At 68.3% G+C, this 13,506-nt stretch carries 9 protein-coding genes; 3 read left to right on the forward strand and 6 right to left on the reverse strand.

Going from position 1 to position 13,506, the window contains the following annotated elements; translation table 11 throughout:
* Positions 1-58 precede the first annotated feature (58 nt).
* Both LFM09_RS34410 and LFM09_RS34415 read left to right on the forward strand, forming a co-directional pair.
* On the forward strand, positions 59-2,854 hold the full coding sequence (locus tag LFM09_RS34410) for an ATP-binding protein (protein WP_414100761.1): 2,796 nt from the start codon (positions 59-61) through the stop codon (positions 2,852-2,854).
* A 345-nt stretch (positions 2,855-3,199) separates the two neighbouring features.
* Complete coding sequence (locus LFM09_RS34415; protein ID WP_414100762.1) at positions 3,200-3,772, forward strand: dihydrofolate reductase family protein; 573 nt, start codon at positions 3,200-3,202, stop codon at positions 3,770-3,772.
* Here LFM09_RS34415 and LFM09_RS34420 read toward each other — a convergent pair.
* From LFM09_RS34420 to LFM09_RS34445, 6 genes are all read right to left on the reverse strand, one after another.
* Positions 3,754-4,488 carry a MerR family transcriptional regulator gene (locus tag LFM09_RS34420; RefSeq protein ID WP_414100763.1) on the reverse strand — a complete coding sequence of 245 codons (735 nt, stop codon included), beginning with the start codon at positions 4,486-4,488 and terminating at the stop codon, positions 3,754-3,756. The two genes, LFM09_RS34415 and LFM09_RS34420, sit on opposite strands and share 19 nt — an antisense overlap.
* 811 nt (positions 4,489-5,299) lie before the next feature.
* Complete coding sequence (locus tag LFM09_RS34425) at positions 5,300-6,220, reverse strand: EamA family transporter (RefSeq protein ID WP_414100764.1); 921 nt, start codon at positions 6,218-6,220, stop codon at positions 5,300-5,302.
* Positions 6,217-6,885, reverse strand: a complete 669-nt coding sequence (gene upp, locus LFM09_RS34430; protein WP_414100765.1) for a uracil phosphoribosyltransferase — start codon at positions 6,883-6,885, stop codon at positions 6,217-6,219. The genes LFM09_RS34425 and upp overlap by 4 nt, the downstream gene beginning before the upstream one ends.
* Positions 6,882-7,544, reverse strand: coding sequence for an HAD family hydrolase (locus LFM09_RS34435; protein ID WP_414100766.1), 663 nt, complete (start codon positions 7,542-7,544; stop codon positions 6,882-6,884). Before LFM09_RS34435 ends, upp begins: the two co-directional genes overlap by 4 nt.
* The gene (locus LFM09_RS34440) at positions 7,541-8,461 is read right to left on the reverse strand and encodes a pseudouridine-5'-phosphate glycosidase (RefSeq protein WP_414100767.1); all 921 of its coding nucleotides are present in this window, start codon (positions 8,459-8,461) and stop codon (positions 7,541-7,543) included. The genes LFM09_RS34435 and LFM09_RS34440 overlap by 4 nt, the downstream gene beginning before the upstream one ends.
* A complete protein-coding gene (locus LFM09_RS34445) occupies positions 8,458-12,321 on the reverse strand; it encodes an amino acid adenylation domain-containing protein (protein ID WP_414100768.1) in 3,864 nt (1,287 codons plus the stop codon). Before LFM09_RS34445 ends, LFM09_RS34440 begins: the two co-directional genes overlap by 4 nt.
* 160 nt (positions 12,322-12,481) lie before the next feature.
* Here LFM09_RS34445 and LFM09_RS34450 point away from each other — a divergent pair, with 160 nt between their 5' ends.
* On the forward strand, positions 12,482-13,504 hold the full coding sequence (locus LFM09_RS34450) for an alpha/beta hydrolase family protein (protein WP_414100769.1): 1,023 nt from the start codon (positions 12,482-12,484) through the stop codon (positions 13,502-13,504).
* Positions 13,505-13,506: the final 2 nt, after the last annotated feature.

Genomic DNA, 13,506 nt, shown 5'->3' on the forward strand with positions numbered 1-13,506 from the left:
TTCAGGGGCGTGTCACCTCAGATCACACGAAATCCCGAGGCTAGTACTGTCGCGGGTCATGCAGTTCACGTCCCCGGTGCTGGTAGGTCGAAGCGAGGAGACCTCAGCGCTGTGGGCCGCGGTGTCCCGGGCCGAGAACCGGCACGGTGGCGCGATGTTCCTGGTGGGAGAACCGGGAATCGGCAAGTCGCGGCTGGCGTCGGAGCTCGTCGCGCACGCCTCGCGGCGCGGGTTCCGCGTGCTCAAAGGAAGAGCGAGCCGGGCGGTGCCGCTGCGGGCGTTGTGCGAGGCGGTGCTGTCCGCGTTCCGCAAGGCCGATGCGCCGAACGAGCAGCAGCTCGGTGCGTATCTGCCCGTGTTGCTGCGGATGACGCCGGGCGCGCCGGACGGGATGCCGGATCCCGCGGTGGTGCGGGCCGAGGCGGTCCTCAGGTTGCTCACGGCCGAGAAGACCGTTGTGGTGCTTGAGGATCTGCACGACGCGGATGGCGAGACGCTGGCCGTGGTCGACTACCTGCTGGACAACCTCGCGGACGAACCTGTCCTCCTCCTGGCCACGCTGCGACCGCATCCCGAGGCCGCGCAACGGCTTGCGAACGAGGCGGTCGCCCGCCGGGTGGCGAACATCCTGCGGCTCAACGGGTTGAACGACGCGGAGGTCGCGGAGCTGGCCCGGTACCGGCTCGGTGAGCCCGCGCCCGCCGACGTGCTGGCCAAGCTCACCAAGATCGCGGACGGCGTGCCGTTCGTGGTGGAGGAGCTGCTCAACGGCGATCTGCAGGCCGGTGTGCCTCCCACGGTCGCGGCGGCGACGTTGCAACGCGTGGACGCGCTCGAACCCGAGTGCGTCGCGCTGCTCGAAGCGGCCGCGGTCTTCGGGCCCGCGTTCCCGCTCGACGTCGTGGCGGCCGTGGCAGGCGCTCAAGATGCGACGAAACTCCTGCTGGACGCCGAGAAGGCCCAGCTCGTCCACGGGCACAGGTTCCGGCACGCGCTGACCGCCGACGCGATCACCGGCCGGATGACACCGACGGCGCGGGCAGAACTCGCTCGCAAGGCTGCCCAGACCGCGGAATCCCTGCGCCCCAACGAGTTGGAACTCATCGCTGAACTGTGGGAGCAGGGCGGTGACCTGAGCAGAGCCGTCGGTTGCCTGGTGCGGGCCGGAAAGCACGCGGCGGCGGCCGGGCGGTTCGGCACCGCCGTCGAGCTGCTCGAACGTGGACAGAGCCTGCACAACGACGATCCGGACCTCGCCGCGGACCTGCTCGACGCGCTCGCCGCGGTGCTGCCGCTGGCCGCGGTCGTCGTGCCGGCGGACAACGGCGCGCGGGCTTTCGCGCTGGGAGAACGACTTCAGCAGACGCTCACCGCGATGCACGCCAAACCGGAACGCCGCAACGCCGTTCGCCTGGCGCAGGCGCGGGTCGCGGCCGTGTCGGGTCAGTGGGAACGCGGCCTGGACCTCCTCGCCGCGGCCAAGGAGACCTGCGCGGCCGTCGACGTCGTCAAAGCGACCCTGCTGCTCGGCCTGAACCAGCTGGACCTCCTGCCCAAGGCCAGGGAACTCGCCGAACGCGCCGCCGCCACCGGCACCCCGGAGATCGTCTGCGAGGCCCTCGAAGTCCTCACCCGGTGCACCAGGGGCCAGGACCTGGCCGAGGCGCGGCAACACATCCAGCGCTGGCTGCAGGTGGCCGAACAGCACGGGCTCGCGGCGTGGCGATTGCGGGCGTTGCTGGAGCTGGGGATCACCGACAAGTACCTGACCGGCGGCGTCGACGCCCTGCTGGCAGCCAGGCAGGCGGCGCTCGACAGCGGCGCGATCGTCATCCTCATCGCGGCCGATCTCCACCTCGGCGCGACCTACCTCGTGTACGGCGAGTACGAGCTGGCCGCGAAGTACGGTGCCAGCGCGGGAGACGCGGCCGGGAAGCTCGGGCTGCACGCGTTGCAGGCGCTCGCGGTCGCCATCGAGGCGGGCATCGCGTCGCTGCACGGCGACCGCAAGGCGACCGACAAAGCGCTGGCCCTGTTGCGCGAGCACGGCGGCTCGGAGGAGATCTGGTCGTACACCTCGGCGATCTGCGAGCTGATGGAGGAACGCTACGAGCGCGCGCTGGCCGAGTTCGAGGAGGTGGAGAAGGCGGTCCGCGAACCGCGCATCCTTCGCGGCACCTTCTACCAGGGCCCGCGCCTGCTCGTGCGGGTCGCGCACGGCCTCGCGGGGTGGTCCGAGCACGAGCGGCTGGCCGAGTCACACCTGTCGCAGGTTCGTCTGCACCGCACGTACTTCGCGTGGAGCCGCGCGATCCTGCTCGGCCGGGACGGTCGCAGGACCGAGGCCGACGCGGCGGCGCAGGAAGCGCTGGAGCTCAGCACAGGACTCGGCCTGCCGCGCTACCTCGGGCTCCGGCTGGCCGGTCCGTGCGCGCTGGCCGACGGCTGGGGCGAACCGCTGGAGTGGTTGCGCGAGGCCGAGGAACACTTCCACAGCAACGATGTGCACGCCGTGGCCGCCGCGTGCCGTGCGGTGCTGCGAGAGGCCGGCGCGCCTCAGCAACGACGCCGGCGCGATCACGACACCGTGCCCGCCGAACTGCGCAAGGCCGGCGTCACCGTGCGGGAGTTCGAGGTGCTGAAGCTCGTCGTGGAACGGTTCGGCAACGCCGAGATCGCCGAACGGCTGTTCCTGTCCCCCCGAACGGTCGAACGTCACGTCGCCAGCCTGCGCGCCCGCACCGGGGCGACCTCCAGAGCCGACCTGATCAAGCAGGCGCGCCCGTTAATTGAGGGCTGGTCCCGCATGTCTGTCGGTCCGCGGATCGGCAGACTTCTCCCCAAGCCCGAGTGATGCCGGGCGGTTTCCGGAGGGGGAAGCAGGATGAGAAACGGCTGGCCTGGTCCACTGCGACAGCCCCGTTGACGCTGCGGCGGGGGGGGGGGCCGGGGGGGGGGGCGNGACTTCTCCCCAAGCCCGAGTGATGCCGGGCGGTTTCCGGAGGGGGAAGCAGGATGAGAAACGGCTGGCCTGGTCCACTGCGACAGCCCCGTTGACGCTGCGGCGGCGCTGGACCCGGTGGGGTGTCCAGCGCCGCCGACACGCATGCCGGAAAATTCTCCCGGCGAGATGTCGATTCCCGGCATCTCCCGTTCGACGCACTGATGACAGCACGTCCGAACACCAAGGAGAACTCCGATGCGCACCCTGATCGCCACCGCGTTCGTCTCGCTCGACGGCGTCATCGAGGCGCCCGGCGGCGAGCCGGGTCACCGCAGTTCCGGCTGGACCTTCAAGGACATCGAGTTCGACGAGGCCGCCTACGAGCTCAAGGGCCGTGAGCAGGACGAAGCCGCCGCCATGATGATGGGCCGGGTCAGCTACGAGGCGTTCTCGCCGGTGTGGCCGACGCTGGACTACTTCCCGCGCTACAACGTGATCCCGAAGTACGTCGTGTCCAGCACGCTCAAGGAGGACCAGCTCGTCGACAACTGGGGCGACATCACGATCCTCCGCTCGCTCGACGACGTGGCCGCGCTGAAGGAGACCGAGGGCGGCCCGATCTCCATCCACGGCAGCGCGACGCTCAACCGCAACCTGTCCGACGCGGGCCTGATCGACCGCTACCACCTGCTGGTGTTCCCGGTGCTGCTCGGCGCGGGCAAGCGGCTGTTCAGCGAGACCGACAAGGACAAGCAGCTGCTGAAGGTCGTCGAGAGCGAGACCTACTCGAACGGCATCCAGAAGCTGGTCTACGACGTCGTGCGCTGACGAACGAGCTCGGCGAGCCGGAGCCACGCCGGCGAATAGTCACGCACGTGCGCACCCAGCAGTGCCTTCTCGTCGGCGGACAGCACCTCGTGCACGGTCTCCGTTGCCTCCTGCTGAAGCCTGGCCGCCATCACGTCGGCCAGGCCTTCGAGCCGCGGATCGCGCGGATCCCAGTCGTGGGCCTGGTCGTAGGTGACGTAGAACTGGCGGAAGTCCGGATCCGCCAGTTGCTCGTTCTTCTGCGCGATCCACTTCGGCACCTGGTCCGGGTACGCGGCGGCGAGCACGATCCACCCGTCGCGTTCGAAGTGCACGCCGCGCTCGCTGACTCCCATGGCTCGCAACCGATCCAGGTAGTCGGTGATCTCGGCGGGCAGGAACATCCCCTCACCGGCCTGCAGCGCGGCAACGCCGAGTTTGCGCTGCTCCAGCTCCTCGATCTGCCGGGTGAGGCCCTGGCCGATCTCGTCGATCGCCCGCGAGAACTCCTCGGGCGTGGCCTTGATCAGCTCGTGCACGCGGGTCAGCGGCACCCCGGCGGCGGTCAGGGTCTTGATGCGGATCAGGTCGATGACGGCCTGGGCGGGGTAGCGCCGGTAGCCGGACGCGTCGCGTTCCGGTTCGGGGAGCAGGCCGGTCTGGTGGTAGTGGCGCACCGCCCGCACCGTGACCCCGACGTACTCGGCCAGCCGCTTGATCGTCAGCACACCGTCCATTTTGCTGCTTGACCTTGACGGTGCGTCAGCCTTTGAGCATTGCCGTCATGTTCACGAACTGGCACCGCCCACTCCTGGTCAACACCCTGCTGATGGTCGGCCTCGCCCTGGTGGCCGCGGTCGGGATCCTCATCGACGACCGCACGCTGCTGGGCGAGCCGGTCTGGCTGAAGCCGCTGAAGTTCGGACTGGCCTTCGGCCTCTACTCCGGCACGCTCTCGTGGCTGCTGAGCACGCTCACCAGAGCCCGCAGGGTCGGCTCCTGGATGGGCACGATCTTCGCCGTCGCCGCGTTCTTCGAGGTCGCGGCGATCACCGTGCAGGCCGCGCGCGGCACCTTCAGCCACTTCAACACCTCGACCGACCCGATCACCGTGCTCGCCACGCAGATCTTCACCAACGGCGTGGCGGCGTTGTTCCTCGTGCAGCTGGCCATCGTCACGTTGGTGCTGTTCCAACGCAGTGGCAACCGGGCGCTGATGCGGGCGGTCCGGTGGGGTCTCGCGCTGGCGACCGTGGGCATGATCCTGCCGGTGTACTGGATGGCCACCGAGCTGAACCAGCGCACGGTCGTCGACGCCAACGGCCAGGAGATCGTGATGTACCAGGGGCACGACATCGGTGCGGGCGGCGACTTCCGGGTGCCGCACTTCGTCGGGTTGCACGCGGTCCAGGTGCTGTTGCTGGTCGTCTTCGCGCTGCGGCGGGTGGACTCGCGAAAGCGAGCGCGGTTGGTCACGGTCGCCGCGCTCGGCTACACGGGCCTGCTGGCGTTGGTGACCTGGCAGGCCGGCCGCGGTCAGTCGCTGCTTCAGCCCGACGCGCTGACCTTGGCCGGGCTGGCCGTCGTCGTCCTGGGCACCGCCGCCGGTTTCGTCGGCGTCAGCTGGACCAGGACGATCGAGCCGATGAGGATCAAGGCACCGACCAGCTGAAGGAACGACAACGTCTGACCGAGGAACACGAGTCCGAGCACGGTGGCCACGATCGGGCTGAAGAAGCCGAGGAACGACAACCCGATCGCGGGCACCCGGTCCGTGCCGCGGAACCAGACCGAGTACGCGAAGAGCGAGCCGAGCACGATCAGGTAGCCGAAGCCGAGCGCGTTGGTGCCGGTGATCGTGCTCGGCAAGCCTTCCATCAGGAACAGCGCGGGCAGCAGCACGAGACCGCCGGCGGTGAGCTGCCAGCCGGTGAACAGCAGGACGTTCACGTCGGCCGGGCGCTGCCACCGTTTGGTCAGCACGATGCCGGAAGCCATGCAGACCGCGCCGCCCAGCGCCGCGAGAACTCCGACGAGATCCAGCTGTGCGGTCGCTTTCAGCACCAGCAACGCCACGCCCGCTGAGGCCGCCAGGCACGCCAGCAGGTGGGGGAGCCGGATGCGGTCGCCCAGCAGCAACGCCGCGAGCGCCAGCACGATCATCGGCTGGACGGAGCCGACAAGGGCCGCCACGCCGCCCGGGAGCTTGTAGGCCGCCACGAACAGCAGGAAGAAGAACGCGCCGATGTTGAGCGTGCCCAGCACCAACGCGCGCCACCACCAGATGCCCTGGGGGAGGATGCGGCCGAACAGCAGCAGGATCAGGCCCGCGGGCAACGCGCGGACGGCTGCGGCCAAGAGCGGCCGGTCGGGTGGCAGCAGCTGGGTGGTCACCAGGTAGGTGCTGCCCCAGATCATCGGCGCCAGCGCGGTGATCGCCGAGTCCGCCAGCAGTCGGTTGCCCTTCATGGTCGCCTCTCGTCGGTTCCGAAGAACCGGTCTCCGAAGTCGCCGATGCCGGGCAGCATGTAGGCGTTGTCGTTCAGGCGTTCCTCGATCGCCGACGTCACGATCCGGATCCGCGGGAACCGTTCGCACACCGCCGCGATGCCCTCGGGCACCGTGATGACGGTGATGAAGACGATGTTCTCCTCCAGCACGCCCTCGTCGAGCAGCACCTGGATCGCCGCGTTGGCGGTGCCGCCGGTGGCCAGCATCGGGTCGAGCAGCAGGACGTGCCGGGACGCGATGTCGCGCGGCAGGTTCCGGTAGTACAGCTTCGGGAGCTTGGTCTCCTTGTCGCGCTGGATGAGGATCTTGCCGATCCGGACGCCCCGGCACACCGCCCGCAGTCCGGACTCCATGCTCTCGCCCGCCCGGATGATCGGGACGCCGACGATCTTCTCGGCGAACCTCAGCCCGTTGTACGTCGCGCCGACAGGTGTGGTGACGTCCTGCGGCTCGAACGGCAGCAGGTCCAGGCCGGCCTCGACCAGGAGCCTGATGATCCGCTCGCTGTAGAAGACGAAGTCCTCGCGGGAGGCGTCGCGGTCGCGGACGATCGTGTGCAACGCCCGCAGCTGGTTGGTCTGCGGCAGCAGGTGGACGTTCTTTTCGAGATACGCCTCGATCACGAGCACTCCCCGACCGCGGCCACGACTCCGGCGAACGAGTCGACGAGCCAGGTGGGGTTCGCGCTCAGCAGCTGCTCGACGCTGTGCACGCCGTAGGTCACGCCGATCGACGACATTCCGGCCGCGTGCGCCATCAGCACGTCGTGCGTGGTGTCGCCGACCATGACCGCGCGTTCCGGTGCCACACCGAGCTTCTTCAGCACCACGAAGCCGGATTCGGGATCCGGCTTGGGTTTGGCGACCTGGTCCGCGCCGACGACGACCTCGAACTCCTCGCGGAGACCGGCCGCGACGAGCAACGCCTCGGCGTTCGCGATGAACTTGCTGGTCGCGACGGCCAGCAGGAAACCGTCCTCCCGCAACGACTGCAGCCCGTCGAACACGCCGGGGAACACCAGCTGCGGCGCCATCGGCAGCACGATCTTGCGGAACGTCGACTGGTAGAGCTGCGCGCATTCGGCGACGCGCGGATCGTCCTCCGCGACGCCGAGCAGCTTGGCGAACGCGGCGGGCAACGGCAGCCCGATCGTGCCGCGGATCGACGCCGAGTCCATTGTGGGCAGATCGAGCTGGCTGAACACCGCGGCGAACGTCGTGATGATCCCACGTGGGGAGTCGACGAGCGTGCCGTCCAGGTCGAAGATCACGCACCGGTTCATCGGCCGAACTCCTTCGCGTGTGCGGCGGCGAGTTCTCCGGCGACCTCGGCGGTGCTGATCAGCACCGCCGTGTTGGCCTTCGCGGAACGGCCCGCGGTCGCCCGGTCGACCGCCCGCATCAGGAACTTCGTGATCGCCTGCCCGGACACGCCTTCGCGTTCCGCGTTCAAGATCGCCTCGGCGATCACCGACTCCACCTCGGCGCCGTCGATCGCGTCCGCGGGCTGCGTGGGGGTGGTGATCAGGAACGAGCCGGGACTACCGAGCGCCCAGTGGTTCTCGATCGCGCGAGCCAGCTCCAGCGGGTCGTCGACGCGGTGCGGGCTGCGCAGGCCGCTGGAGACGCAGTAGAACGCCGGGAAGTCGTCCGACCGGTAGGCCACGACCGGGACGCAGTGGGTCTCCAGGAACTCCATGGTGAGCCCGAGGTCGAGGATGTTCTTCGCGCCCGCGCACACCACGGCGACCTTGGACCGGGTGAACTGGATCAGGTCCGACGAGACGTCCATCGTGCGTTCGGCACCGCGGTGCACGCCGCCGATTCCCGCCGAGGAGAAGAACTTCAGCCCCGCCAGCTCAGCGGCGATCACCGAGGACGCGACGGTGGTCGCGCCCATCCCGCCGCGGGCCAGCACGATCGGCAGGTCCCGGCTGCTGACCTTCGGAATCCCCGGAGTCGAGGCGAACCGCTCGATGTCGTTCTCGGACAGGCCGACGAGGATCCGGCCGTTGTCGATGCCGATCGTGGCCGGCACCGACCCGCTGGAGCGGACCGCGTCCTCGACCCGGCGCGCGGTCTCGGCGTTCTCCGGGTAGTCCAGGCCGTGCGTGATGACGTTGGACTCCAGCGCCACGACGGGCTGGCCCGCGGTGATCGCCTCGGCCACTTCCTCGCTGTACACCAGGGGAATCGTCACTCCCGGCCTCCCGCGATGGCGAGGGTGACCGCCTTGGTGACGGCCGCGATCAGCTCGGACATCTGCTCGTCGGACAGCAGCACGGGCACGCGCGCGATCTCGGCCTCGACGACCTCACGCCGTTCCATCGACGCGATCAGCTCGTCGATGTCGGGCTCGCGCAGGAGGCTGTAGTGGTCCGCCTCCAGCTCGACCACGACCGGGTCGGTGACGGAGAAGCCCTCGCTGCCCTCGATGAACGAGTAGTCGTCGCCCTGCGCCTTGAAGATCGTCAACGGCGCGGTGATCGTGCGCTCGGCCAGCTCGCTGAAGGTGTACTTGAAGGAGAACGTCTCGGTGACGATCCGGATGATCCGGTGCACCAGTTGGCTGTCCAGGTCGCGGAACTCGCCGCTGATGAACGCCGCGAAGCTGTCCTCGTCTGTCGCCACCTCAAGGCACTTGGTGAGACGCGCGTCGGTGATGCTGCCCGCGAACACCGAGAACAGGATCGTGACGAACGCCTTGTTGTCGTAGGAGGCCTCGTCGTTGGCCCGCTCCGCCCGCACCTTCGGTGACCCCGGTGCGATCAGGAACAGGTTCGCGACCTCGTGACCTGCCTGTTCGAGCTGGTAGGCCGTCTCGAACGCGACCCGCGCGCCGAAGCTGTAGCCCCACAGCGTGTACAGGCCCTCCGGCTGGACCTTCTTGATCGCCTCGATGTCCGCGGCGGCCATCTCGCGGATCGTGCGGTACGGCGTCTCGCCCTCGTTGATGCCGTGTGCCTGCACGCCGTAGAACGGCCGTTCGGACCGGCCGGCGAGCGTGCGCAGGTTCATGGGGTATCCACCCAGCCCTGGCCAGCAGAACACGGGAGCGCCATCCCCGTTGGGCTGCAACGGAACCAGGCGGGAGATCGGTCCTTCGTGGACACCGTCGACCCGGCGGGAGAGCTGCTCGATCGTCGGCGACTCGAAGAGGACCTGCAGCGGCAGGCTGGTGCCGAAGTCCTTGTTGATCCGGTTCACCAGGCCGACCGCGATCAACGAGTTGCCGCCGGTCTCGAAGAAGTCGTCGTGCGTCGAGACGGTCTCGCGCTTCATCAGCTTTTTCCACATCTCGCTGATGCGGCGCTCGGTGAGGGTGCGCGGCGCGACGAACGGCCGGTCCTGGTCGTCGGCGTTGGTCTTGTCGGACGCCTCCAGCGCCTTGACGTCGATCTTGCCGTTGGCCGTGACGGGCAGCTGGTCCAGGACCACGACCTTGTTCGGGATCATGTAGTCCGGCAGGAAGTTGACCAGGTCGTCGCGGATCAGCTCGGCGGGACCCTTCATGTGGACGACGTCTTCCTTCATGCCGGGGCTGCGGCGCTGCTCATAGGACACCTTGCCGCCCAGGAAGAAGTAAGACGGACCCGGCTTCTCGCCGATGTCGCCGAGGATTCCGTTGATGCGCTTGGCCGACGGTAGGTCGTTGCCCGACTTCGAGCTGTAGCCGGACGACATGAAGCCGAGGTCGACGTCGTTGGCGGACAACCGGTGCATGGTCCGGCCGAGGTCGATGTAGCGCCGCCAGTCCTCGCGGGATCGGCTGATGACCGTGACGCCGAAGCTCGCCCGCTCGTAGACGGCCTGGTTGATGGCGATGACGTGCTTGCGCAGCACCAGTTCGTCGGACACGCGCTCCAACGTGCCGTCGCGGTATCGGTACTGGCCGCCCGGCAGGTTCGTGACCTTGCCCGGATGCGTCTGGACGTAGATGTCGACCTCGTCCTGGCGGGGGCCCGAGTACGCGCACAGCTCGAACGTGCCCAGGTAGTAGTCCTCGTCGGCGACGTCCAGCCGGTCCTTCGTGGCGGGCGTGGCCCCGGCGGCGCGGACGTCGAGGCCGTAGTCCGGCAGAACCTCCTCGAAGAGCCCGAGCATGTGGCCCGTCTCGATCTCCAGCACTTCCTGGATGTTGTTGAGGTAGACCGACTCGATCGCGGCCTTGCGTCCGATGAAGTGCAGCTTCGCCTGCGCGTCAATGCTTTCCTGCACCGATGTGATCAGCACGAGCTGGTGGCGCAGCGGGTGGTAGTAGTACAACCCGGCTGGCAGGCCCGCGATGTGGTGCAGCTCCAGGTAGAGCTGCGTCGCGTACAGCGAACCCGGCGACGCGTAGCCGTACTTCGGCAGCAGGCGCTGTTCGCTGAAGTGCGCGCCGAAGTACCGCAGGATCTCGCCCAGTTCGGCGAACCGCACGGAGTTCGGTTCACGCGAACCGGCGCCGACGGCCTGGCGCTCCAGCAGCCGCATCAGGTCGGCATCGGTGACCTTGCCGCCCTCGTAGAACCGGTACGACTTGCGCGAGAACACCACTTTCCGTTGCAAGCACGAGGCTTCCTCGCCGGGCAGCTCGAACGACTCGCGCCCGCGCAGGTCGTCGCGCACACCGGGGTTCGACAGCTGCGCGCGGACCTGCAACCGGCTCGCCTTCGACTGGTGGTGCGAACCCGCGTTGCCCTGGTCCATCAGGGCGGCTTCCTTGGGGTTCAGCTCGACGCAGGCGATCAGGTTCTGGAACCCGGTCCGCTCGTCCTCCTTGACGATCACGGCGGCGTTGCGCACCCAGTCGTGCGTCTCGATCGCGAGCCGGATCTCGTCCAGCTCGACGCGATACCCGCGCAGCTTGACCTGGCTGTCCGCGCGACCGGCGAACTGCACGCTGCCGTCGGAGTTCTGCGTGACCAGGTCGCCGGTGCGGAACATGCCGTCCACGAACCGTTCCTGCGTGAGCTCCGGCTGGTGGAGGTAGCCGCGGGCGACCTGGATGCCTCCGATGAAGAGCTCACCGATCTCGCCGGGGATGACCGGGTTCTTCTGGTCGTCGAGCACCAGGTAGGTCGTGTTCGCGACCGGCAAGCCGATCGAGATCGACTTCGGCGCCTCGGCCAGTTCCGCGGGATCGACCACGTAGGACGACGAGTTGATCGTCGTTTCCGTTGGCCCGTAAAGGTTGATGAGCCCGACGTTGGGCATCGCGTCCACGAAGGCCTGCGCCAGCGTGCGGGACAACGCCTCGCCGCCGCTGAAGACCTGCTTGAGGGACAAGCAGGTGTGGAACTCCTCGGTGTCGATCAGCGCCTGCAGCAACGTCGGCACGCACTGCAACGTCGTGACGCCGTGGTCGCGCATCGTCTCGATCAACATCTCGGGGTCGCGGTAGATGCCGGGCCGGCCCATCACCACGGTGCTGCCGACCGCGGGCGCCAGGATCTCCCACTGCGCCGCGTCGAAGCTCATCGGCGTCTTCTGCACCACGCGCTTCGTGCCGTCGATGCCGTGCTCGTCGTGCAGCCACAGCATCTGGTTCACGATGCTGCGGTGCTCGATCATCACGCCCTTGGGCCGGCCGGTGCTGCCCGAGGTGTAGATGATGTACGCGAGGCTGTCGTGCGCCGGGCTGAACCCGTCGTCGAACGCCTCGTCGCAGTCGGCCAGCGTGACGACCCTGACGCCGCTCGGCGCGAGCTCGAGCAGGCGGGACTTGAGTTCTGGTTGGGTGACCACGACTTTGGTGCGCGAGTCCTCGATCATGTACCGGAGCCGTTCCTCCGGGTACTCCGGGCTCAACGGCAGGTAGGCGCCGCCGCCGCAGAGGATTCCCCACGCCCCGACCACGAGGTCGAGCGACGGCTCCACGAACATGCCGACGCAGTCGTCCGCGACGATCCCGAGCCGCCGCAGGTGCGTTGCGAGCGCTGAACTCTGCTCGAAGAGCTCGCCGTAGCTGATGCTCTCTTCGCCGAAGACGACGGCGGTGCGGTCGGGGTGTTCCTCGACCTGCTTGCGCAGCAGGTCCGGGAGGCAGCCGCCGTCCACTGCAGCTTCGTTCGACATCTCAGAAATCCCCCAAGCGGTCGGCGGGCATGGCAGGTACGAGGGCTTTTGGTAGTTGAAGAACGTACGAGCGTGCCCTCGAATCCGTCTGGAGTACTTGTTGCGGGATCAGGACAAAACCTGGACCGGTGCCGGACTTCCGACCGGTACGAAGTGGTCCGTGCTGCGACTGACTCTCACCCTGCTGGTGTTGCTGCTCGGCCTGCCCGCGACGGCTGCGGCCGACCAGGTCCGGACCGCGTCCTACGAGGTCACGCCGACGATGTCCGCTTCCGTGCACTACCCGGCCGACGTCCGCGGCGGCTCACATCCGCTCGTCGTGTTGCTGCACGGCTGGTTCGCCGTGTGCGCGGACCGGCGGCCTGACGCAACTTATGAGGACCTCTACAAATGGCCTTGCCGTGAGGGCATCCCGCAGGTGCCGAGCAACCGGGGCTACGACTACCTCGCCGAATCGCTGGCGCGAGCCGGCCACGTCGTGGTTTCGGTCAACGCCAACCACATCAACGGCGGCGTGCGTGGCGACGACGAGTTCGCCGACCGCGCGGAACTGATCAACGCTCACCTTCGGCTGTGGCAGGAGGGTGTGGCGGGACGCGGGGCGCTGGCCGCGCGGTTCGCCGGGTTCCGCGTGGACTTCGACCGTGTTGGTGTGCTGGGGCATTCGAAGGGCGGCCGGGGTGCGTTCCAGCACTCGGCCGACGGCTACGGGTACGGCGAGTGGCCGGAAGGCGTGGACGTGAAGGCCGTCGTCGCACTGCAACCGGTCATCAGCGGCGGCGCGATCACGAAGGTGCCGTTCCTGACCGTGATCGGTGGCTGCGACCGGGTCAGCAACCCGTGGGCGGAGCAGTACTACGTGGACTCGGCGAAGCAGAACACCGTGCCGGTGCACCGGTTGATGGTCCAGGGCGCCAACCACAGCTTCTTCAACACGCAGTGGTCACCGTCGAGCGGCCAGGTCACCGCCGAGGACGACGCCGTGCCGACGCGACCGGGGTACTGCAAGGCGTTGGACCAGGAGGAGAAGCAGTTGAACGAGCGTGAACAGCGGGAAGCCGGTGTGCTGTACCTGTCGGCGTTCTTCCGGCGGTATCTCGACGGTGAGACCAGGTTCGACGCGTTGCTCAGCGGTGCGGAACGGCCGTTGCCGCACGTGATCGCGGAGGTCGACCTTCCTTGAGG

This window comes from Lentzea alba, assembly GCF_047445655.1.
GTDB classification, from domain to species: Bacteria; Actinomycetota; Actinomycetes; order Mycobacteriales; family Pseudonocardiaceae; genus Lentzea; species Lentzea alba_A.

Bases quoted from the DNA above. Each gene is read 5' to 3' on its own strand.
- LFM09_RS34410 (WP_414100761.1), top strand. From the start codon at position 59: ATGCAGTTCACGTCCCCGGTGCTGGTAGGTCGAAGCGAGGAGACCTCA.
- LFM09_RS34415 (WP_414100762.1), top strand. From the start codon at position 3,200: ATGCGCACCCTGATCGCCACCGCGTTCGTCTCGCTCGACGGCGTCATC.
- LFM09_RS34420 (WP_414100763.1), bottom strand. From the start codon at position 4,488: ATGGACGGTGTGCTGACGATCAAGCGGCTGGCCGAGTACGTCGGGGTC.
- LFM09_RS34425 (WP_414100764.1), bottom strand. From the start codon at position 6,220: ATGAAGGGCAACCGACTGCTGGCGGACTCGGCGATCACCGCGCTGGCG.
- LFM09_RS34435 (WP_414100766.1), bottom strand. From the start codon at position 7,544: ATGAACCGGTGCGTGATCTTCGACCTGGACGGCACGCTCGTCGACTCC.
- LFM09_RS34445 (WP_414100768.1), bottom strand. From the start codon at position 12,321: ATGTCGAACGAAGCTGCAGTGGACGGCGGCTGCCTCCCGGACCTGCTG.